This is a genomic window from Acinetobacter sp. V116_7, assembly GCF_056735735.1.
In genome coordinates this window covers 35,864-58,976 of record NZ_JBWZIF010000015.1, presented here as the reverse complement: position 1 = coordinate 58,976, position 23,113 = coordinate 35,864, and the positions used below count along the sequence as shown (strand labels likewise).

General features: G+C 40.5%; 21 protein-coding genes. 11 read left to right on the top strand and 10 right to left on the bottom strand.

What is annotated here, in order from left to right:
* Positions 1-5 precede the first annotated feature (5 nt).
* Complete coding sequence (gene feoB, locus AC1PJP_RS07115; RefSeq protein ID WP_005301651.1) at positions 6-1,859, bottom strand: ferrous iron transporter B; 1,854 nt, start codon at positions 1,857-1,859, stop codon at positions 6-8.
* On the bottom strand, positions 1,856-2,119 hold the full coding sequence (locus AC1PJP_RS07110; protein ID WP_013199126.1) for a FeoA family protein: 264 nt from the start codon (positions 2,117-2,119) through the stop codon (positions 1,856-1,858). The genes feoB and AC1PJP_RS07110 overlap by 4 nt, the downstream gene beginning before the upstream one ends.
* A gap of 143 nt (positions 2,120-2,262) precedes the next feature.
* On the opposite strand from AC1PJP_RS07110, the gene xerD reads away from it, so the two are divergent.
* The 4 genes from xerD (at position 2,263) to thrC (ending at position 6,881) form a co-directional block, all read left to right on the top strand.
* Complete coding sequence (xerD, locus tag AC1PJP_RS07105; RefSeq protein ID WP_049838278.1) at positions 2,263-3,183, top strand: site-specific tyrosine recombinase XerD; 921 nt, start codon at positions 2,263-2,265, stop codon at positions 3,181-3,183.
* Between the two features lie 146 nt (positions 3,184-3,329).
* The gene (locus AC1PJP_RS07100) at positions 3,330-4,142 is read left to right on the top strand and encodes a DsbC family protein (protein ID WP_479766735.1); all 813 of its coding nucleotides are present in this window, start codon (positions 3,330-3,332) and stop codon (positions 4,140-4,142) included.
* Positions 4,143-4,385: 243 nt separating this feature from the next.
* Positions 4,386-5,687, top strand: coding sequence for a homoserine dehydrogenase (locus AC1PJP_RS07095; RefSeq protein WP_005301642.1), 1,302 nt, complete (start codon positions 4,386-4,388; stop codon positions 5,685-5,687).
* A 54-nt stretch (positions 5,688-5,741) separates the two neighbouring features.
* On the top strand, positions 5,742-6,881 hold the full coding sequence (gene thrC, locus AC1PJP_RS07090; RefSeq protein ID WP_004795157.1) for a threonine synthase: 1,140 nt from the start codon (positions 5,742-5,744) through the stop codon (positions 6,879-6,881).
* Between the two features lie 105 nt (positions 6,882-6,986).
* On the opposite strand, the gene pbpG is transcribed toward thrC, so the two are convergent.
* Positions 6,987-8,033 (bottom strand): D-alanyl-D-alanine endopeptidase PBP7/8, encoded by a 1,047-nt coding sequence (gene pbpG / locus AC1PJP_RS07085; protein WP_147306163.1) that lies wholly within the window; start codon positions 8,031-8,033, stop codon positions 6,987-6,989.
* A gap of 212 nt (positions 8,034-8,245) precedes the next feature.
* Between pbpG and gacA the strand changes: the two genes are divergently transcribed.
* From gacA to AC1PJP_RS07070, 3 genes are read left to right on the top strand one after another with little or no spacing between them, the layout of a single operon-like run.
* Entirely contained in the window at positions 8,246-8,881 is a 636-nt protein-coding gene (gacA, locus tag AC1PJP_RS07080) for a response regulator transcription factor GacA (protein WP_003654436.1), read from the top strand.
* A 10-nt stretch (positions 8,882-8,891) separates the two neighbouring features.
* Positions 8,892-10,460: a sensor histidine kinase gene (locus tag AC1PJP_RS07075; RefSeq protein ID WP_479766734.1), complete on the top strand. Its 1,569-nt coding sequence runs from the start codon at positions 8,892-8,894 to the stop codon at positions 10,458-10,460.
* 24 nt (positions 10,461-10,484) lie between these two features.
* Complete coding sequence (locus AC1PJP_RS07070) at positions 10,485-11,903, top strand: sigma-54-dependent transcriptional regulator (protein ID WP_419298060.1); 1,419 nt, start codon at positions 10,485-10,487, stop codon at positions 11,901-11,903.
* A 4-nt stretch (positions 11,904-11,907) separates the two neighbouring features.
* Here the strand turns inward: AC1PJP_RS07070 and AC1PJP_RS07065 are convergent, their stop codons facing one another.
* The 4 genes from AC1PJP_RS07065 to lptF all read right to left on the bottom strand — a co-directional run bounded on the left by AC1PJP_RS07065 (position 11,908) and on the right by lptF (position 16,952).
* Entirely contained in the window at positions 11,908-13,092 is a 1,185-nt protein-coding gene (locus tag AC1PJP_RS07065) for a S41 family peptidase (protein ID WP_133748038.1), read from the bottom strand.
* A 15-nt stretch (positions 13,093-13,107) separates the two neighbouring features.
* Positions 13,108-14,655, bottom strand: a complete 1,548-nt coding sequence (gpmI, locus tag AC1PJP_RS07060; RefSeq protein ID WP_479766733.1) for a 2,3-bisphosphoglycerate-independent phosphoglycerate mutase — start codon at positions 14,653-14,655, stop codon at positions 13,108-13,110.
* Between the two features lie 126 nt (positions 14,656-14,781).
* Positions 14,782-15,852, bottom strand: a complete 1,071-nt coding sequence (gene lptG / locus AC1PJP_RS07055; RefSeq protein WP_151744796.1) for an LPS export ABC transporter permease LptG — start codon at positions 15,850-15,852, stop codon at positions 14,782-14,784.
* Positions 15,852-16,952, bottom strand: coding sequence for an LPS export ABC transporter permease LptF (gene lptF / locus AC1PJP_RS07050; RefSeq protein ID WP_151744797.1), 1,101 nt, complete (start codon positions 16,950-16,952; stop codon positions 15,852-15,854). Before lptF ends, lptG begins: the two co-directional genes overlap by 1 nt.
* Positions 16,953-17,095: 143 nt before the next feature.
* Here lptF and AC1PJP_RS07045 point away from each other — a divergent pair, with 143 nt between their 5' ends.
* From AC1PJP_RS07045 to AC1PJP_RS07030, 4 genes are all read left to right on the top strand, one after another.
* Positions 17,096-18,544 (top strand): leucyl aminopeptidase, encoded by a 1,449-nt coding sequence (locus tag AC1PJP_RS07045; RefSeq protein ID WP_004795175.1) that lies wholly within the window; start codon positions 17,096-17,098, stop codon positions 18,542-18,544.
* On the top strand, positions 18,537-18,944 hold the full coding sequence (locus AC1PJP_RS07040; protein ID WP_005301618.1) for a DNA polymerase III subunit chi: 408 nt from the start codon (positions 18,537-18,539) through the stop codon (positions 18,942-18,944). The genes AC1PJP_RS07045 and AC1PJP_RS07040 overlap by 8 nt, the downstream gene beginning before the upstream one ends.
* A 37-nt stretch (positions 18,945-18,981) precedes the next feature.
* Entirely contained in the window at positions 18,982-19,620 is a 639-nt protein-coding gene (blhA, locus tag AC1PJP_RS07035; RefSeq protein ID WP_107882356.1) for a cell division protein BlhA, read from the top strand.
* Between the two features lie 130 nt (positions 19,621-19,750).
* Positions 19,751-19,969: a hypothetical protein gene (locus AC1PJP_RS07030; RefSeq protein ID WP_005301614.1), complete on the top strand. Its 219-nt coding sequence runs from the start codon at positions 19,751-19,753 to the stop codon at positions 19,967-19,969.
* Between the two features lie 60 nt (positions 19,970-20,029).
* Here AC1PJP_RS07030 and AC1PJP_RS07025 read toward each other — a convergent pair whose 3' ends face one another.
* Genes AC1PJP_RS07025 through ribD form a run of 3 tightly spaced genes read right to left on the bottom strand, consistent with a single transcriptional unit; the run spans position 20,030 to position 23,107 of the window.
* Positions 20,030-20,689 carry a riboflavin synthase gene (locus AC1PJP_RS07025; protein WP_002121149.1) on the bottom strand — a complete coding sequence of 220 codons (660 nt, stop codon included), beginning with the start codon at positions 20,687-20,689 and terminating at the stop codon, positions 20,030-20,032.
* 43 nt (positions 20,690-20,732) lie between these two features.
* Positions 20,733-22,025: a DNA adenine methylase gene (locus AC1PJP_RS07020; protein WP_005301611.1), complete on the bottom strand. Its 1,293-nt coding sequence runs from the start codon at positions 22,023-22,025 to the stop codon at positions 20,733-20,735.
* Complete coding sequence (gene ribD / locus AC1PJP_RS07015) at positions 22,022-23,107, bottom strand: bifunctional diaminohydroxyphosphoribosylaminopyrimidine deaminase/5-amino-6-(5-phosphoribosylamino)uracil reductase RibD (RefSeq protein WP_479766732.1); 1,086 nt, start codon at positions 23,105-23,107, stop codon at positions 22,022-22,024. The genes AC1PJP_RS07020 and ribD overlap by 4 nt, the downstream gene beginning before the upstream one ends.
* Positions 23,108-23,113 lie beyond the last annotated feature (6 nt).

The following is a 23,113-nucleotide window of genomic DNA, read 5'->3' as shown; positions in this document are numbered from 1 at the left end:
TTGCCTTAACCCCAATAGTGGGAAGCAATTTGATAGGTAACAAACGATGCCAAATAAGCCAAACCGAACAGATATGCAGTCATGGCAGCAACATGTTTCCATGAACCTGTTTCACGTCGTACTGTTGCCAACGTAGCCAAACAATGTGGGGCATAAATGAACCACACTAAAAGCGACAATCCTGTTGCCAAAGACCAACCTGTGCCATCTGCACTAATCAGATGTGACAAACCTTGTGCTACAGCATCGTCACTCGTTGCAGACAAGGCATAAACCGTACCTAATGCTGCAACCACAACTTCACGCGCAGCCATAGCTGGAATTAAAGCAATACAGATTTGCCAGTTAAAACCAATTGGAGCAAATAAAGGTTGAATAAGGTGTCCGAGCATACCGGCAAAACTATAATCTATAGCAGGTAATGTCGCCCCTTCTGGTGGTTGTGGGAAAGTACACAAAAACCAGAGCAAAATAGAGAGCGCAAAAATAATTCCGCCGACACGTTTTAAGAAGATCTTTGCACGGTCCAACAAACCGATTCCCACACTTTTTAAATCAGGGAAACGATAACTCGGCAGCTCTAGCAATAAGGCATGTTGAGACTTATCTTTTTGGAAGAATTTCATTAAAAATGAAACACAAAGCGCACTCACAATACCAGCCATATACAGACCGAATAGCACCAGACCTTGTAGGTTGAAAATACCCCAGACCATTTTCTCTGGAATAAATGCAGCAATCAGCAGAGCATATACAGGTAAACGTGCCGAACAAGTCATTAATGGCGCAACCATAATGGTCGTAAAGCGATCACGAGGGTCACTAATACTACGCGTTGCCATGATTCCCGGTACTGCACAAGCAAAGCTTGAAAGTAAAGGAATAAAGGCTCGTCCGCTTAAACCAGCTTGAAACATTAATTTATCAAGCAAAAATGCTGCACGCGGTAAATAGCCCGATTCTTCTAATACTAAAATGAAGAAGAACAAGATCAGAATTTGTGGCAAGAACACCACTACGCCACCAGCACCCGCGATAATTCCATCAACGACCAAACTATGTAGTAGGGGCTGTGTAATCACGCTTCCTATTACTTCACCCAACCAACCGAAGAAACCTTCAATACCATCCATGAATGGAGCTGCCCACGCAAAAACTGCTTGGAACACAATAAACATCATGAGTGCAAGGCTGAGCAGGCCTAAAACTGGATGCAAGAAAATTCGATCTAGAAAATCAGTACGCTTATCACCCTGCTCAACATAATGAACAACATCTTTAAAAATCATATCGATTTTTTGATGATGAGTTCCAGTTAAACCACTCAATTCGGTCTGTGGCACACTGTATTTTTCTTGATCAAGGGCATGTAATAAATTTTCAATACCCGCATTACGAACAGCAACTGTTTCAACAACAGGTACACCCAAACGTTGAGATAACTTTTGAGTATTAATTTGGATGCCACGACGACGCGCTTCATCCATCATATTCAGTACAAGTAAAATCGGGCGGCCTAGCCCGATCATTTCGAGCACCAGTCCTAAATGCAATTTTAAGTTAGTGGCATCAACCACACACAAAAACGCATCTTGCTGCCCTTCTTCTGCAATCTTACCCAAACAAACGTCACGGGTAATAACTTCATCAGGACTAGTTGCATTTAGACTATATGTACCCGGTAAATCGAGTACACGCACTGCTCGACCTGACGGTAACTGAAAATGACCTACTTTACGCTCAACAGTTACGCCCGCATAGTTTGCAACTTTTTGTCGAGTTCCAGTTAAGTGGTTGAAAAGAGAGGTTTTACCACAGTTAGGGTTTCCCACAAGGGCAATACGTAACGCATCACTCATGCGGGTACTCCTTCTTCTACTAGAATTTCAATTTTTTCCGCTTCTGCTTTACGTAAAGCGAAACGAGTAAAGCCAATTTGGATCAAGATCGGATCACCACCAAAAATACCCTTGGTAATCACTTCCACTCGTGTGCCTGGTACAAAGCCCAGACTTTCCAAACGAATTGCGACCAAATCTTGCTGCTCGGACTCTACTTCTATCCGATTCACTTTGGTGATGGTCGCCGCTTGCTTCACTTTTAAAGCTGATAAACGCACCGCATCCGATCCTAAACCTTTTTTTCTAGTATACATATAAATGAGAATAATTACCAAATAAGGTTAAATTTCACTTCTTATTAAGTTTAATCGACAAACCTTAAAGTTTCTTTTAAAGTACAGTAGTTTAGAGGATCTAGTGTATGTTGAATAAAAAACCGCGTATTCCAAGCCCAGTTCAAATTCCTGAACATTTAAGCTTTTTACAAGGTTTTCGCGACTACTTAGTTGCACAGACAGTGAGTCCACATACACGAAATGCTTATTTATCTGACCTCATTCAATGCAGTGAACTTCATAAAAAAACAGCTCTTCCAGAGTGGACAAGTGATGATATCGCTGATGTTCTAATTGAACTGACAAAAGCAGGGAAAAGTCCCCGCTCGATTGCTCGCTGCTTATCTGCTCTACGCCAGTTTTACAAATTTTTACGTGAACAGAAATTACGAAGCGATAATCCTGTGGCAACTCACCATTCTCCAAAAATTGGACGGGCCTTACCCAAAGATTTATCTGAAGAAGATGTTGAAGCACTGATCCAAGCACCCGATATTAATACAGCACTTGGCTTACGTGATCGAGCAATGTTTGAAGTACTTTACGCCTGCGGTTTACGTGTTTCAGAACTACTTAACTTGCGATTAGAGCTCATTAATTTAAAGCAAGGCTATTTACGTGTTACAGGTAAAGGCAATAAAGAACGTTTAGTTCCATTAGGACAATTCGCTTGTGAATGGGTAGAACGCTATTTGCATAATGCTCGGCCTCAGCTCTACAAAAGCTCGACTGACTATCTTTTCTTGACCCAACATGGCGGAATTATGAGTCGGCAGAACTTTTGGTATGCCATTAAACGCTACGCGCTTCAAGCCAATATTCAAGCTGAACTCTCACCTCACACCTTACGTCACGCCTTTGCGACACACTTGCTCAATCACGGCGCTGATTTACGCGTAGTACAAATGTTACTGGGTCATAGCGATTTATCTACAACACAAATCTATACACATGTTGCACAAGTACGAATGCAACAATTACATGAAAAACATCATCCTAGAGGATAATAAAGCTGTGAAGCTCAAAGTAAATATTTCATATCAATCGTTTGATTTCGTTCACAAAGGTTAAGAAAGTTTTAACAATACACATTAGATTTTTTGTTATGCTTAGCAGCTTCTGACTATAAATACTGATGAAATAAGGGTTATCTATGTCTTTTACCCGCTCTCAAATTTTTCTTGCCTGCACGCTGGCATCTAGCCTTTTGTTCAGTGCTTGTTCTAAAGAAAACAAACCACAAAAAGAAGATGCGCTCACAGCGACTGCACCTGCTACTGGGGAAGCTTCAACCATTATCGAACGTAATGATAAGCAGCGTTTGATCGAAACTTTGCAGAAACAATTTAAGAATGCAAATATCAACGCCAAAATTTTAGATATCAAGCCGACTGAAGTTCCTAATTTGTATTGGGTGAATCTCGAAGGGATGACATCGATTTATACAACCAGTGATGGAAAATATTTAATTCAGGGTGATGTAATCCGACTAGGAGCCAAAGAGCTTCATAATATCGGTGATAATCTCCAAGCTTCAGAAAATAAAAAGCATCTTGCTGCTTTAAAAAATGAAGATTTGATTGTCTACCCTGCAAAGGGTAAGGCTAAACATGTGATTTATGTGTTTACCGATGCAAGTTGTCCTTATTGCCATAAACTACATGAGCACATTCCTGAAATTAATGAAAAGGGTATTGAAGTACGCTATATCGCTTGGCCACGTGGTGAGCAATTTATGCCGACCATGGAAGCTGTATGGTGTAGTGCAGATCGTAAAGCTGCCTTTAGCCAAGCTGTACAAGGTGTCAATATTCCGCCTGCTCAATGTAAAAACCCTGTTCGTGAACAATATCAACTTGGCTTAAACATGGGTGTAAATGGTACACCTGCTATTTATAGTGTTGATGGCGAGTACTTAGGTGGATATCTAACACCAGATGAATTAATTAAACGTCTGGATAAATAATCTACTTAAAGTTGATGAATGATTAATCATCTATATCTTACAAAAAGCGCTGCTCTCATTGCAGCGCTTTGTTTTTTCAATAAATAATGCTTTAACTACCTGTGTTTAAAGACTGATCTACTCTTCTTTTCCAAACATCGCACTCTAATTCATTGAACAGGCACTAAAAGCGCTAGAGTCTGGCGTTTTTTTTAGCTATGATCTAGCTTCAACTAAATGATTAAATGATGAATGGAGTGTGACGTGAAACCAGTTCGCCTGGCAATACTCGGTCTAGGAACCGTAGGTGGAGGAGCCCTTAAACTACTACAAGAAAATGCCGCTGAAATTAAACGTCGCACCGGTCGAGAAATTCAAATTACCCACGTTGGAACACGCCGCCCTCGTCCAGATCTTGAATTGGAAGGGATTAAACAAAGCGCCGATTTACTTGACATCGTTCGTCAACCAGACGTTGATGTAGTTGTAGAAGTTATGGGTGGGATCCACCCTGCTTACGAAGTTATCATGGAAGCGATCAAACACGGCAAACAAGTCGTGACTGCAAATAAAGCGTTACTCGCTGAACATGGCAATGAATTATTTAAAGCAGCAGAAGACAATGCTGTGCAAATTGCTTATGAAGCAGCAGTTGCTGGCGGTATTCCAATTATTAAAGTCATCCGCGAAGGTCTTGCTGCAAACCATATTGAATGGTTGGCAGGCATCATTAATGGTACAGGTAACTTTATTCTCACTGAAATGCGTGAGAAAGGCCGTGCATTTGATGATGTATTAAAAGAAGCTCAAGAACTCGGTTATGCAGAAGCAGACCCAACTTTTGACGTTGAAGGTATTGATGCTGCGCACAAGCTTACAATTTTAGCGTCTTGTGCGTTTGGTATTCCTCTTCAGTTTGATAAGGTCTATACCGAAGGTATTAGTAAAATCACTGCACAAGATGTGAAATATGCAGAAGAACTTGGTTTCCGCATTAAACACCTAGGAATTGCACGTCGCGCTGAAAAGGGTATTGAACTACGTGTTCACCCAACGCTCATTCCAGATGAACAGCTTATTGCGAATGTAAACGGCGTTAAAAATGCTGTTTTAGTTCAAGCGCATGCTGTAGGCCCAACGCTCTATTACGGTGCTGGTGCGGGTGCTGGTCCAACAGCTTCTGCTGTTGTTGCCGATGTAATTGATATTGTTCGTGACATCTCTTATACCGAAGACGGTGCAGGAACAATTCCTCAGTTGGCTTTTGAAGCATTAACAAATGTGCCAATTTTAAGCCGTGAAGAAATGACCACTGGTTATTACATCCGCTTAAATGCAGAAGATCAAACTGGCGTACTTGCAGATGTTACTACCATCTTAAGCCGCGCTGGAATTAGTATTGATGCCATCATGCAACAATCCCGTTTAAAAGACCTTATTCCAATCGTGATTCTGACCGATCCAATCGTTGAATCTAAAATGGATGAGGCTCTTGCACAAATCCAAGCATTACCTGCTATTCGTGGCGAAATCGTAAGAATTCGTTTAGAATCGCTCGATAGTTAATCAGGTTGAGGGAAAGATTCCCTCTCCCGCTTCACCTCTAATTGGAACACCATCATGTCTAATGCCAATCGTTATACTGGTCTTGTAGATCGTTATCGTGACCGTTTGCCAGTTTCGGCAACTACTCGTGCTATCTCTTTGGGTGAAGGCAACACCCCACTCATTAAACTTGAGAATATTCCACGTATTATTGGCAAAGATGTTGAAATTTATGTGAAATATGAGGGCTTAAACCCAACTGGTTCATTTAAAGACCGTGGTATGACCATGGCTGTAACCAAAGCGGTTGAAGAAGGCTCTAAAGCGATTATCTGTGCATCTACTGGTAACACTTCTGCTGCTGCTGCTGCTTATGCTGCACGCGCAGGTATCAAAGCATTCGTTTTGATTCCAGAAGGCAAAATTGCAATGGGTAAAATGGCGCAAGCGATGATGTATGGTGCAATCACTATGCAAATTCGTGGTAACTTCGATGATGGTATGCGTCTTGTAAAAGAAGTTGCTGATCAAGCACCTGTAACAATTGTAAACTCAATCAACCCTTACCGTTTGCAAGGTCAAAAAACTATTGCTTATGAAATCGTTGAAGCTTTAGGCCGCGCACCTGATTATCACTGCTTACCTGTTGGTAATGCAGGTAACATCACAGCTCACTGGATGGGTTATACCGAAGCTGTAGCAAACCAACCTGCTGATCAGTTTGAACAAGTGATTTATGATGCAGCTACTGATCAATTCACTGGTCCAAAACCTGAAGGTTTACCAACAATGGTTGGTTACCAAGCTTCTGGCGCAGCTCCATTCTTACGTGGTGCTCCAGTTGAAAGCCCTGAAACAGTTGCAACTGCAATTCGTATTGGTAATCCACAAAGCTGGAACCATGCAAAAGCTGTAGTACGTGACTCTAAAGGCTGGTTCGATGAACTTCAAGACAGCGAAATTTTAGAAGCTCAACGCTTACTTTCTATGTATGAAGGTGTATTTGTTGAGCCAGCATCTGCTGCTTCTATTGGCGGTGCGATTCGCGATATTAAAGCAGGTAAGATTGCTGAAGGTTCTGTAATTGTATGTACAGTAACTGGTAACGGCTTGAAAGATCCTGACACTGCAATCAAACAATGTGCTGATGCAGTGATGTTGTCAATTGATGCGACAATGAGCCAAGTAAAAGATTCGATTTTATCTAATATGTAAAATCTGAGTTTTCAAAAAACGGCTGTTCAACACAGCCGTTTTTTATGTCTTTTTTATAGCCATAAAAAAACGCTTCTTGATAGAAGCGTTTTTAGAATATTTAAATTAAATACGTTTTGGTAAATTACTTAACCAACCTAATAGGTTAGTTGCATCGTTATTACGTGCCTGCGTACTTGGCTCGCCAAGTAATACAATCACTGCTGGACGCGAGTTTACAGTCGTATGCATGACAACACAGCGACCTGCTTCATTAATATAACCTGTTTTAGACAAGTTAATATTCCAACCACCATTACGTACTAAAGCATTCGTATTGTTAGATTTCAACACACGATAGCCCAAGTTAAAGTCATAGGTCGGTGTAGTTGAGAATTGGCGAATCAAACCATATTGAGAAGCTGTACTCGCTAAAATCCCTAAGTCACGCGCAGAAGATACATTGCGTGGATCTAAACCAGTTGACTCATAATAATGAGTTGCATTCATACCTAAAGCACGTGCTTTAGCGTTCATTGCCGCTACGAATGCAGGACGACCACCCGGATAAGTACGCGCTAAAGCTGCCGCTGCGGGATTTTCAGACTTCATCAAAGCAAACAACAATACTTCTGCACGGTTCATTTTGTCGCCAACACGAAGTGTTGAACTTGAATTTTTACCGTTTGCCCCAGCAAAATCAATTTGCTCAAGCATAATTTCTTCTGACATGTTCAAACGAGCATCTGCCGTTACCACTGCTGTCATCAACTTGGTAATAGACGCAATTGGCACAGAAGCATTGGTGTTTTTACTAAACAGCACTTCACCCGTTTGCGCATCCATCACTAACGCAGCTCGAGCACTTACGCTCGGCTGAGCATTGTAACCACTCGTATCACGAATTGGAGCAAGCTTAGGAGCAGATGCTATAACTTTAGGTGCATTACTACCACGTAAAGTTGTAGTTACAGATGTTGATCCTTGAATAGTCGGCTCATCATCTTCATCATTCAACAGTTGACTAACGTCAGCTGAAGACCAATTTAAATTTGCAGTCCCAGTACTCCCTGAGGACGGGTTATTGACGAGTTCTGCAAAGCTTGTTGAACTCAAACTAAGCAAAATAGACATGCTTAGCACATGTATTAAAGACTTTTTAGAATTTTTCACGGCACAATACTCGACTCAGGGTGATACACATTTGCGCTTACTATAATTATGCCTTACATTTGAGGTATAAGGTATAACGCTTTTACCGACACAATTGTGCACAACTATTCGCTCACTATATAAGAATAGGATTGCTAATTTTGTCATTCCATTGCAAGCTAATTTTGCTTTATGTAACAAAAAACTTGTTTTTTGAAAGAAAGGAGGTCTTCTTGATTACAGTTTTAGTTGTGGATGACCATGAACTTGTACGTACAGGCATTTGCCGTATGTTAGAAGATCATGCCGATGTAGAGGTCATTGGACAAGCCGAATCGGGTGAAGAAGCAATTGCTATTGTTCGTCAGAAACATCCTCAAGTTGTGTTGCTTGATGTCAACATGCCAGGCATCGGGGGCGTAGAAACGACACGTCGTTTACTACAAACCGCACCAGACACAAAAGTTATTGCTGTAAGTGGTTTATCAGAAGAACCGTACCCTTCTCTTCTGCTTAAAGCAGGGGCTAAAGGTTATATCACTAAAGGTGCTCCAATTACTGAAATGGTTCGGGCAATCAACAAAGTCATGCAAGGCGGCAAATACTTCAGTGCCGATATTGCTGAGCAGTTGGCGAGTTCCTATCTATCTGACACGCAACAATCGCCTTTTGACGCTTTATCCGAACGAGAAATGCAAGTTGCAATGATGGTTGTAAATTGTATTAGCGCTCAGGAAATTGCGGACAAACTTTTTGTAAGTGTAAAAACAGTTAATACTTACCGCTACCGTATTTTTGAAAAACTCGCTATCGATAGCGACGTTAAACTCACTCATCTTGCAATCCGTTATGGTTTGATCAAGCCATAATTAAACTTATATGCAATTTCCCTTAAACTCATCGTTGTCCCATACGATTTTTCGTTTGGGCACGTGGTATGGTTTATATCGTCTTATTATTGCGGTTAGCCTCAATATTATTTTGGTTTTAACCGATGCTCAAATCGACAATAGTCTACAACAACCCGCTTTATATTCTTATACCCTGCTCGGCTATTCCATATTAAGCCTTCTTCAGCTTTTGTGTTTTAAGTTTGTTGCAACTCAGGCAACCAAACAGCTTATTTTATTTTTTGTAGTTGATGTTATCTGTCTGAGTTTACTTACATTTTCTGTAGGTGAACCAAATCTACAACTCAGCTTGCTGTATGTTATTGCTATATTTACCTCGGCAATTTTACTCAGCGCAAGAATGTCTTTACTCATTACATTACTTGCGGTCATTGCCGTTATTTACCAACGCTTTGTCGGTAGTTTATTTGACTACAATAATCTAAATACAATTGGTAATAGTGCCTTATTAGCCTTCTTATTTTTTGTGGTGCATGGGATCGGACAAATTGCGGTTCAGCGCTTTAAATTACTTGAAGCACTTACCTTCCACCAATCAATAGAACTCTATCAACTACAAAATATTAACCGCTATATTCTGGAACAAATTGAAGAAGGCTATCTTGTTCTAGATGAAAACTATGACATTGTTCTAAGTAATCCGGCTGCCTGCTCTCTGTTAGGCATTCCGCCACAATTTGCCAGTGAAAAATATCCTTTAGCTAAATGGCACCCCGATTTATTTGAAATTCTTAAGTTTGATAACCTACAAGAAGGTGATCGATTTATTTTTGAGTCTCGACTATCGGCATATTCTATTAACATTAAAGTGCAACATCTTGTGGTGCCGCAACAAGCATTGACGCTACTCATCTTACAAGATGCACAGCAGATCAATCAGCAAGCTCAACAACTCAAACTTGCTGCTTTAGGGCAACTTTCAGCCAGTATTGCACATGAAATCCGTAATCCTCTGGCAGCAATTGTTCAAGCAAATGAATTACTTAAAGATAGTGATTTAGAACAGCAAAATACTTTACGCCGTATGATTGGTAAGCAAACAAAACGTATTGATAGTATTGTTCAAGACACCTTAGGACTTGCCAGCAGCGAAAGAACTCATCCAATCCAGATTGAATTAAACGACTTCATAAAGACGTTATTAGACGAAGATCTATCGGATGTTAAACATTCTATACAGCTTAAAATCTCTGATTCATCCTTAAAATTATTATTTGACGAGAAACAGCTAAGACAAGTGCTGATTAATCTTGTCAGGAATGCTTTACGACATAATGCCCCGGATTCACCCCATGTTCTGATCAACATTCACTCACAAACAAATAAAATTTATATTGATGTGATCGATTACGGCGAAGGTGTTTCAAAACGTGATATATCTCAATTATTTAAACCATTTTTTAGTACCGAAATTAATGGAACTGGTTTAGGATTATATTTGTCTCATAGTTTTTGTGAGGCAAACCATGCAAAGCTCACGTATGTAGAGCAAAAACAAGGGGCATGCTTCCGAATGGAATGCTCAATAATATATTGATTTTTTTATTAGGTTTTTGGGGAAATGGCAGAACAGCAACCACTAGTTTTGCTTGTAGACGATGAAGAAGATTTGTGCCTTTTAATGCAAATGACTCTTGCGCGAATGGGGATTAAAACACATCTTGCTTATCGGGTTGAACAGGCCAAACAACTCTTTACTCAGTTTCATTACGATGCATGTTTAACCGATTTGAACCTACCCGACGGTAGCGGTTTAGAATTGGTTAAACACGTTTCTCAAACTTACCCACACACACCAATTGCAGTTTTAACTGCATACGGCAATATGGATATTGCAATTGCAGCGTTAAAGGCAGGAGCTTTTGACTTTGTAAGTAAACCTATTAACCAAATTCATTTAGATCAGTTATTAAAAAAAGCGTTAAATCAGCCAAAACCAGAGCATGAGTTCGGTGAAATAACTTTGGAAAATGACCTATTAATCGGACGTTCTCCACCGATACAAAACTTACGAACAGCTATTAAAAAAATAGCCCGCTCTCAAGCTCCAGTGTTTGTTACAGGCGAGTCTGGTACAGGTAAAGAGGTTGTTGCTAATCTTATTCACCGCTTGAGTAATCGCAGCGAAGGTCCGTTTATTGCGATTAACTGTGGAGCAATTCCAACTGAGCTCATGGAAAGTGAACTTTTTGGACATAAAAAAGGCAGTTTTACTGGAGCTACCCAAGACAAACAAGGCCTTATTTTATCCGCTCATGGCGGCAGCTTATTTTTAGATGAAATTGCCGAATTGCCTTTAAGTATGCAAGTCAAATTACTTCGGGCAGTACAAGAGAAAAAAATTCGTCCAGTAGGTTCCGATCAGGAAATCGATGTTGATTTTCGAGTGATTAGCGCCAGCCACCAAGATTTAGAGTTATTAGTCCGACAAGGCAAATTCCGTCAGGACTTATTTTTCCGTATTCATGTTATGGATATCATGTTGCCGCCACTGCGTGAGCGCGGTGGAGATATTTTGTTATTAGCCAATCATTTTATTCAAAAGGTTTGTATGGAATGGGGAATTTCAAGCAAACAATTAACTACTACTGCTGAAACTTATTTATTGCAGCAAGATTTTCCAGGTAATGTTCGTGAATTAAGAAATATGATTGAACGAGCTATTACCTTAAGTGATGATGAATGTATTGATTTAACACACTTAGCACCTCCTCTCAGAGGCAGTAGCGTTAACTCGCAAATCGCAACTAAACAAGTGAATGACACATCAACTGCGATTACTCAGACTCGGCCAAAATTACCAATGGAAGGCTTAGAACGCTACTTAGAAAATATTGAAAAAGATATTCTACTGAACGCATTGGACATGACACATTGGAACCGGACCTTAGCAGCTAAAAAGCTAGGAATGACCTTCCGCTCTTTACGCTATCGACTGAAAAAGTTTGGCTTAGATACCGAATTGGGAGAGGAAGTATAAAAGACTATTTTTTCTTTAGAAATAAGTCTGCAACGCGATCTAAATATACGTCTTCTTTCATTTCTGGGGGCAAAGGATAGGTCTGGTTAGGCTGAATACCTTGCCCTTCAATCATATTGCCATTTGGCGTGTAATAGTGTGAGACTGTCATTTGTAGTGCCGCACCACTTGGCAAAGGAAATAGTTTCTGCACTACGCCTTTCCCATAACTTTTTTCACCGATTACCCATGCACGCTGGTGTTCTTTCATGGCCGCAGTAAAAACCTCGGCTGCCGATGCAGAACGATGATTAATCAATATACCTAATTTTATATTCTGAAATTCATTGCCTGGCAGAGCCTGAAATTGCTGATTACCTTCCGAACGGCTTTTAGTTGAGACGATAATCCCACTATTTAGAAATAAATCTGCCGACTCGACTGCTGCCGATAACAACCCACCCGGATTGTTTCGTAAATCGATTAAAACGGCTTTTAAACGTGGTGAACTATTTTCTTCAATTAACCGTTTAATTTCATTTGCCGTGTCTTGCTGGAATACTCTAATTTTTAGCACCAAAACCTGATTATGTAGCATTACAGGTTCTATATCGGTTTCTATTTTTTTATTACGAACTAAGTTGATGTTTCCATTTAAATCTTCTGCTTGTACTTGAAGCGTACTTCCGATAGAGCCATAAAGCAGCCCAAACACCTGATCTTGGTTTAAATTTTTTAAGTCTTGATTATCAATCTTGAGAATCGCTTGACCATTTCTCAAACCTAATTTGTATGAGTCTGAGCCAGTTTTAAGATCACGAATCATCCATTTATGGACATGCAATTCAGGGCTTAAAGCAAAATCAACCGAGGCAAGGTCACCTTCGGTATATTGAATCAATTGACGATATTCTTCTGCCGACAAATAACGCGAATAACGATCTAGCCCACTCACTAGCCCTTTAATGGCTTGTTGAAATAAGGCATCGTCAGACTTCACATCGACATAGTTATCTCGAACGATTCCATAGATTTGAACAAACTGTTGGATAGACTCGATCGGCACCTCTGCATAACTATGTTCTGGTTCTTCCGAATCAGAATGCAAAGGTGATAATTTCTCTTTTACAACTGGTGCCGCAAAAGCAAATTGGCTGCAACACAGCAACATACTTACAATAAGTTTTTTATATTTAATGTGTTGCAGCATCCAATCACCTTTGGTTTATGCAGATAATGTAATCAGGTTACGTCCTTGCATTTCAGCAGGAACAGGAATCTGCATTAAATTGAGAATTGTTGGTGCTACATCGGCAAGCACACCACCTTCTGCAATTGTTGCTTGTGTTGGGCCAACATAGATAAACGGTACAAGTTCCGTTGTATGTTGAGTATGAACTTGACCACTCTCGTAGTCTTGCATCTGTTCAACGTTACCATGGTCAGCAGTAATGAGCATATGGCCTTTTTTCGCCATAACTGCCTCATAGACACGACCTAAACAAGTATCAACCGCTTCAACTGCTTTAACAGCAGCATTAAAAATACCTGTATGACCTACCATATCACCATTGGCATAGTTCACAACCAATAAATCGTATTCGCCAGAATTAATGGCTTTAACCAATTCATCAGTTACTTCATAAGCACTCATTTCAGGCTTAAGGTCATACGTTGCAACGTTTGGAGATGGAATCAAAATACGCTTTTCGCCCGGATATTCATCTTCACGCCCGCCACTAAAGAAGAACGTTACATGAGCATATTTTTCAGTTTCGGCAATACGTAACTGAGTCTTTCCAAGAGAAGATAAATATTCACCCAATGAATTTTTTAATGCTTCTGGCATGTATGCAACTGGCGCATCAATGCTAGCTTGATAACGGGTTAGCATGACAAATTTAGAAAGGTTTGGTACAACTTTACGCTCAAAACCTGCAAAGTCTTTTTCTACAAATGCACGAGTAATTTCACGAGCTCGGTCAGCACGGAAATTCATAAATACAACGCTATCACCGTCTTGCACTTTAGCAACATCACCAATACGAGTCGCTTTTACAAACTCATCGTTTTCATTGGCTGCATAAGCTAACTCTAACCCTTCCACTGCTGTTTGCGCAGTACGAAGTGCCTCGCCTTCAGTTAACAAGCGATAAGCTTGCTCAACACGATCCCAACGGTTATCGCGGTCCATTGCAAAGTAGCGGCCAATCATAGTTGCGATACGGCCTTGACCTGGATATTGAGCAAATAATGCATCTAATTTTTCTAAAGATGGCTGAGCACTACGTGGAGGTGTATCACGGCCATCAAGGAAAGCATGTAAATAAACTTTTGCACCACGTTTTAATGCAAGCTCACACATTGCCACAATATGGTCTTCATGTGAATGGACGCCACCTTCTGAGAGCAAGCCCATAATATGAACAGCACCATTAGCAGCTTTGGCTTTTTCAACAGCGTCGATCAACACTTCATGTTTAAAAAAGTCGCCAGTACGAATATCTTTAGTAATACGGGTAAAGTCTTGATATAACACACGACCTGCGCCAAGGTTCATATGGCCAACTTCAGAGTTACCCATTTGTCCATCAGGTAAACCAACATCTTCACCAGAACCAGAAATTAGACTATTTGGATGCTTTGCGGTCATTGCCGCCAAATTCGGTGTTTTTGCTGCAAGAAAAGCATTATCTTCAATCGCTTCACGGTGACCAACACCATCCATAATGACCAGAACGTGAGGGATCTTGCCAGCAGTTGCATCCGTCATAATCTATTTCTCTTTTGTCTACAATTTCGTCACAATATCTTACCGAATTTTCGGTCAAGACTCTATTTTTTCCTATGGCTTTCACCAATATCTACGATTGATGAAAACCATAAATATCAATTATTACTAGCGAGCGCGGTAAAGCAAATAACTTCCGGCGCCAAACATTAACAAGATAGGTACGAGTACGAACCATGCAGGAGATGGGGCATAAACCAAGCTGGCATAGCCCAAGAAATCTTGCAAATAATAAAAACTCAAACCAATAAACAATGCGATTACCAAACGGAAACCCATCGATTGTTGGCGTAATGGTCCAAAAATAAATGAACATGCCACGAGAACCAGAGCAATCAACGAAAATGGCGAGGCAACTTTTTGCCAGAAAGCCAATTGATAGGTCTTTGGAACCTGACTATATTCATCCATATAGCGCATGAAACTAATGAGCTGGCTTGGAGATAAATCTTCAGGATCTAAAGTCACCATGTGCACATATTTAGGCTGTAATGCCAAAGAAAGTGATTGTTCGTCATGGTCGGTTTTGATGGCATTTCCTGCCGCCAAAATATCCATTTGTTGTGCTTTCTTCAAAGCCCATTGACCATCTTTTACGAACTGTCCTTGCTGAGCATTGATTAATGATTGCAAGTAATAGTTCTGATCAAAATCGACCACTTGAATATCTTTTAAATTGCCCTGAGAGTTAGCATAGTCGATATAGATAAATCTCTGCCCTTCACGTGACCAATAACCTTTCACTTCGCCTAAAGCAGCTACAGAGCGGTGGCTTTTAACACTTTCTGCTTTTTCATTTGTATATGGAATAACCCATTCACTTAAAGCGAAAGACAAAATAATAAGCAGTAAAGCTGAGCGCATCACCCAACCAACAATACGCCATAAGCTAATACCAGCAGAGCGCATAACAATAAGTTCACTGCTGGTCGCTAGTGAACCTAAACCGATTACAGCACCAATCAAGGCAGAAATAGGTAAAATTTCATATAGATAACGAGGCGCCCCCCACAGCACATAGATGAGAGCTTGCCATGCGTTATAGTCGGGTTTGAGCTCACCTAACTCACCAAGGTACGTAAATAGGATCTGTAAAATAGACAAAACAACTGTGGTGCCAAACATCGCAAGCGCAGTGGTTTTCGTCACATATTTGGCGACTATTCGACGTGCTAACATTATAATTTCACTCGCTTGATCTGTTTCTTGATTTTTGGTGCCAACTTCTGTTTACGTGAAAATAAGGCTGCTGCAACGCCATAAACTACCAAAACGGCAGGATAAGCCCAAATATCGAGTTCTTCTTTACTAATACGAGTCTTGATTGCAATCATTAATACGATCAGACTGGAAAAAATAAAAATCGCCGGAATAAGACGGTAATAACGACCTTGTCGTGGACTCACCTCAGACAATGCCACAGAAAGCATTAAAGCAATCATAATGGTGAATGGTCCAAACAAACGCCATCCCAACTCACTTCTTATGACTGGATCATTTGTTTTTGAAAAGAGTTTAGTCGTTGATAAGGCTTCTACATCACCACTCTCAAACTTAACATCTTTATCATTTTCTAAACGTAGACGATAAGACTGAAACTCTGCTTGTGTATATTTTGGTTGTCCCGGAAATATTTCATAACGACGGCCTTGCACCAGATCAACGACATTGGCTGTGTCATTTGCAACTTCTACACGAGTCGCTTCTTTTGCCAAGATCATGACATCTGGCTTATCTTCTTTGGTCGCACGTTGATAAAAGAAAATATCCTTCAAATTCTTTCGGTCTTCTGACAAGGAACCTGCATAAATCGTATAGGGTCCAGAAGAAATAAATTCTCTTGGGCGAACCAAATCGAAGCCTGTCCGAACCGCTTGGGTGGTGGTTAATTTTTCAAACTCACGCAGTCCCCACGGCGTCATCCAGAGCATAAGCACAGACTGACAAACCATATAAACAAGCGTCATTGGAATGAGTAATCGTGCTAATTGATGACGGCTCACACCACTACCGTTCAGTACTGCCATTTCATGGTCAACATATAAACGACCAAACACCAACATTAAACCAATGAAAAAACCCAGTGGTAAAATGAGTGTTAGAAATTCAGGTAACCGATATCCAATGATGCTAAATAAGATACTGGCATCTAAACGCCCCTGCGCCGCCACACCAAAGTATTTGATCAGACGACCACCCATCATGATTAAGGTCAATAAAGAAATGACCACCAATGAGGTAGAGACAACTTGCTTGACGAGATAACGCCGAATAATCAAAGTAATACTTCCAAAAGGCTAATCGGGACGACTGCTAGTTTACCCGAATGTTAAAAATATAAAACCGCACATTGCAACGCTATGCTTGAAAGTGTTTCAATGTTTTAATTCATCATAACTTTCTATAGGCAATCACGACAGCCATGAAATTTACAACTTATACAACTTTTCCCGAACAGACATCTAATGAATCTTTGTGGGTTTTAGTTGATTCAGAACAGCTACAAAGCAACGTCAACACATATCAAATCAATAACCTAGAAAGCGTTCTGAACGCTACCCAATTTAAAGGCAACTTCAATGAAACTCTGCCTTTATTTGGTCAGATTTCAAATCAGCCTCACAGCCAATTACTTGGCTTAGGAAAAACAGCTGAACTTCAGGCAGTCAAGCTCGCTAAACTTGCCCAAACGATTATCAAATCGACACAAAATAAATTTAAGCATATCGCAATTGATATTGCTGCTTTACCTGTCGAGCACCATTATTTATTTGCTTTAAGCTTAACTCAAGCAGCTTATGGTTATGATGAGTTTAAATCGAAAAAAAATGAATTTGTGTTACAACAGGTTGATTTAATTAGTTCAACAACTAGCCTAGATGAAAAACAACTGGCTTTAGTACATGCAGTACAGTCTGGTCAGTCTTATGCACGTGATCTTGGCAACCGTCCGGGTAATATTTGTTTCCCAGAATATTTGGCAGAACAAGCTCTAGCTTTAGCCGCAGAATTCCCTGACTTACTTAAAGTAACTGTTTTAAATGAGCAACAAATGGCTGATTTAGGCATGTATGCTTTTCTTGCAGTCAGTAAAGGATCTGAACGTCCGGGCCGTATTGTAACGCTCGAATATCAAGCACAAATTGATCAAGCTCCGGTTGTTCTCGTTGGTAAAGGCGTAACTTTTGATACAGGTGGTATTTCATTAAAACCAGGCCTTGGCATGGATGAAATGAAATTCGATATGTGCGGTGCAGCATCTGTACTTGGTACCATTCGTGCCCTATGCGAAGCAAAACTTCCTATTCATGTAGTTGGTGCAATTGCAGCAGCAGAAAATATGCCTTCTGGTAAAGCAACTCGTCCAGGTGACATTGTGACCACCATGAGCGGTCAAACTGTTGAAATTCTAAATACAGATGCTGAAGGCCGTTTAGTACTCTGTGACACATTGACCTATATTAAACGCTTTAATCCAGCAGTCGTGGTTGATATTGCGACCTTAACAGGTGCGTGTGTAGTTGCTTTAGGCAAAGTACTCAGTGGGTTATTCTCACCAGATGATGCTTTGGCAGCAGAGCTCCAACAAGCTGGCGAACAATCATTTGACCGTGTATGGCGTATGCCAGTGATTGATGATTATCAAGAATTACTTGATTCACCATTTGCAGATATTGCAAACATCGGTGGACCATATGGCGGCGCGATTACAGCTGCGTGCTTCCTTGAGCGCTTTACACGTGAATATCGTTGGGCTCATTTAGATGTAGCAGGAACAGCATGGTTATCTGGTCCAGCTAAAGGTGCAACGGGTCGTCCAGTACCATTACTCATGCAATTTCTAGCGAATCGTGTAAATACGAATGGCTAAAGTTAGTTTTTATTTGTTTGAAACCAGCGAAGAACGGCAAGTCGATAGTGCTTGCCGTTTATGTCGAAAAATATTACAGAAGCATCCTAAAATCTGGTGGTATTGCCCAGATGTGCAGCTACAACAGATGCTCGATGAAAGATTATGGGATTTCGACCCTGTCAGTTTCATTGCGCATGGCATTGACCAAACTGATGCTGCTGTATGTATTTCGGCTAAACAACCACTTGAACAAGGCCTGTTAGTATTTAATTTTAACAATCATGCACTTGAACAAGTTGATCATTTTAGCCACATTATAGAAATTGTTGAAAATAATGAAACAGCCAAGCAAATTGGTCGAGAAAAATTTAAAATGTATCGCCGTTTGGGTATAGAACCGCGGACCTTTAAATTATAACGCGCTAAAATGTAAATACTGTTGATCAAGGAGAAACATGGTGGCATTAAATGTCGGGCAAGATTTTAAAAAAAGATGGTTAAATGCGCCTGAAGCTGTCCGTCATACCTATCAACAGGATCTGGCACGTATTTGTGACTTACTAGAGCCTCAAACGCCTATTCAGCTTTGGGTTTTAAATGATGAAAAAGCGCAGTTAGAATCACAGCAAAAAATTGAACAAGCCTACGCAGATCTTAAAGCAGAGCTGATTGAGCAAGCACGTATTCGTCGTCAACTCGCTTTAGAAAAATCGCTTGCTGACAAACGTGCATCAGAAGCTGCTTATGCTGCGGAGTTGCAAGCAGACGAAATTCGTAAATTTAATGAACAGACTGAAACATTACACACATTACGTAGCCATTTAGAACAAGAGGTTGCAGAGCAAACTGCGCGTTATCAGAAAAACCCTGAAACACCAGCAGTCAATTACTCTGCTGGCGTAAAACTTAGTATTACCGATGATCAAATCTTATCTGAGCTTGAAAGTTTACGCATTCGTTTAGAACTTGAAGCTGAGAGCTTAATTGAACAGTCTGTAACAGCTTTCCGAGCCAAGCTAAATTCGGCAGCTCAAGAAGAAATTGAATACATTTTAAAGAATTCTAAGTTTTCTGATGAAAAAATAGAAAAGTAAAGTTTTTAAGACTCTCTTTGTCATAAAAATGACATTTAATTGTCACAGAATAGTCATGCACAATATTCTTTTAGTTCAAATAATTATTAGAATACCGCATGGTTATTTATGAAAATTAATGAGGGTAAAAATGGACATTCCGCATCAGATTTCAATGCAACTTGAGCAGCTTAATCAGGGTGAACAATGGACATTTTCAGCACAAGAACTTTATATGAGTCATAACGACTTTAACTCTTTATCTATCTTACTCACACGAGAGTCAGAAAAAGGCGAATTTTCAATTACACGCACCCAACATAATAAACCATGGGTCGGCACAAACTCGGTTACGCTAACCAAGCAATAAGTTTTCAAAATAAAAAAACCGGAACAAGTGTCCGGTTTTTTATTTTAACAATTCAGCTTTTTATTTTAAAAAACCATTCTCAGCTAAAAAAGCCATACTAATATTTGACTCTGTTTTTTGTTCAGCAGCCTTGTCACCTAGCAATAAACGCTCGATATAGCGCGCCAAAACATCGACTTCAAGGTTTACTTTGCTACCAACTTGCCATGTTCCAATGTTAGTACGCTCTGCTGTATGCGGAATTAAGTTTAAACTTAAAATATTTCCACGTAAGTGGTTAATCGTTAAGCTAATTCCGTCAACAGTCACAGAACCTTTTTCGGCTAAATATTTAGCAAGTTCTGTCGGTGCTGTAACTTCATAATAGATTGAGCGAGCATCTTCACGTACTACAGTAATTTCACCCACACCATCAACATGGCCACTCACAATGTGTCCACCAAAGCGTGTTGTCGGTAACATTGCCTTTTCAACATTGACACGTTGCCCAACTTTCCAGTTACCTAAAGTCGTACGATTCAAGCTTTCACGAGAAACATCCGCTGCGTACCAGTTATCGCCCCATTCAATCACAGTGAGACAGATTCCATTGGTCGCAATTGAGTCTCCCAAATGTACATCGGACATATCCAGATCAGTCTGAATACGTAAACGCACATCACCACCTACGCTTTGCAGGCTTTCGACTTTTCCTAAACTTTCAATAATGCCTGTAAACATGGCTCAATCTCCAAATCTTTTTACACTGCTTAAATTGCAGCGCTTACCAAAGTGCGAGCTGTGTACTATTACCTGAGGTATCTACACCACCTAGCTCGGCGAAGTGGTAAAGCTGGCCTAATAACTGACGTAATGGTGGTCCTGACTTAGCATGAGTATCAGTAATTACAATAAACTCAAGCACACGTGCACGCTCAGACTGTCGCTGTTTACTTACTCGATAGCGTGGAACATCTTGTGTTAACAGGGTCACTTTGCCGCGCTCCAGATTAGCCATAAGCAAATCTTTGGGCTCGATATTACCATCAGTTGAATAACTGGTCAGAATATAGCGGGCATTGATGGTTGAAAGTAACTTTTCATACGCATCTTTCGCATATTTAGAAGAGTTATATGGACTTGGACGCTCTTTACGCCAAGCTCTATCAATTCCACTCTTATAACCTTTAGTATCTGGTGATGGTAAATCGACCTGATCCCATAAAGTTAATGCATTCAAAACATGATAATTACTACTATATGCGTGCTGGTTATAGGGTGGATCGAGATAAGCAACGTCTACTTCAAAGCCACTCATTTGATTTGCTAGATGCTGTGAATCTACACACCACATTTCAGCAGCAGGGCGCTTACGGTCACCAATCTCGCAAAAACGGCTTGGTGTTAACCAAAGCAATGACTCAATTCGTTCCAATGCAGTTTGTGTACGTCCGCCCCACCCTTGGTGAAAGCTTTTAAATACGCCGCTGGTGTTACTCACAAAACTTGCTGAATAGAGTAATGGTGCTAGCAAAGCACTCATCTCTACATCATTAATTGCACCTTGTGCCTGCCATGTTGCAATCTGCTGGCGAATCGCATCAATACGCATACCATTACGGCGTTTAAAGAATAAACGGTCACGAGTTGGATCGTATACATCATCGTTACGTGGGCAAAGGTTATGCGTTACCCAACCTTTAACTTCAGGTAAGCGATTTAAATAGTCGATTGCCTTCTGATAGCCACCCAACTCTTTAAATGCAGGTGCATCGGTACAAGCTAAAATCGCATGATTTAAAGCATGGCTATAAGGTTCCCAGTCATTTGCAATCACACGGTAACCATTTTGACGTGCTAAACGAGACACGACACCACTGCCGGCAAAGAAATCGGCAAAAATCGGAGGATTCTTTTTCTTGCTATTCAGTGTCCCTGTAATTTCAAGGGCTTCTAAAATTAGATGGAGCAATCGGCGCTTGTTACCTAGGTAAGGAACAAGCTGATGGAAAAGATATTCGTCTGTCGTGCGGGCCGCATGACGACGTTTGTGATAAACCGAAGGCTCTGAATTCATACTTTCTCTTGCGTAGGGATTAACCTTAAGCGTATATCTTGATCAAGTTGTGTCACATCAAGAAGTGTAAAACGAAGTTGTTGTGCCATATATTCAAACTCTGCATTGAACATGGCTCTTGCACTTTTCCCCAAAAATGTTGGGGCAATATAACTGATCAACTCATCTACCAACCCTTCTTGTAAAAAGGCAGTAGATAATGTCGCACCGGCTTCCACCAATACATCATAAATTTGATGTTGCTTAGATAGGGTCTGTAACAGTATTTTTAAAGGCTGAATTTCTAATTGTATCACGCCTAAATCGGCAAGTTCTTGACGATATGGCCCCATCACCAGCACAGTTTCAGGGTTTTCTAAAATTTTAGCATTAAGTGGCAAACGCCCCTGACGATCTAAAACAACCCGTTTTGGTTGAGCAACTGTCTCAATATCAATATGACCGAGTGAACGCACATTAAGCTGACAATCATCTGCAATCACAGTTTCAATACCTGTAATCACCGCTCCTGAAATGGCACGCCAATGCTGGACATCTTGACGGGCAGCAGAACCAGTAATCCACTTCGATTCACCAGATGCCATTGCCGTACGTCCATCTAGACTTGAAGCTACTTTTAAGCGTACATAAGGCATGCCCGTAGACATCGCCTTTAAGAAACCTTGATTTAATTTTTCTGCTAAATCTTCACAAATGCCAACGTCTACTTCAATTCCGGCATTTTTCAAAATCTGAACGCCCTTACCTGCAACGAGAGGATTTGGATCAGAACATGCCACAACCACCCTTTTAACCTGTGCCTTAACCAGTGCTTCAGCACAAGGAGGAGTTCTTCCATAATGCGCACATGGCTCAAGTGTGACATAGGCTGTTGCACCTTGTGCTTGTTCAGCTGCCTGACGTAAAGCAAAGACTTCTGCGTGTGGTTGACCCGCTTTAGGATGGAAGCCTTCACCAATTAACTGATCATCTTTGACAATGACACAACCAACATTTGGATTAGGCTTAGTCGAATATAGACCTCGTTTGGCAAGTTCAATGGCTTGCTGCATCCAATATTGATCTTGTTTCAACTCAGACATAAAAAT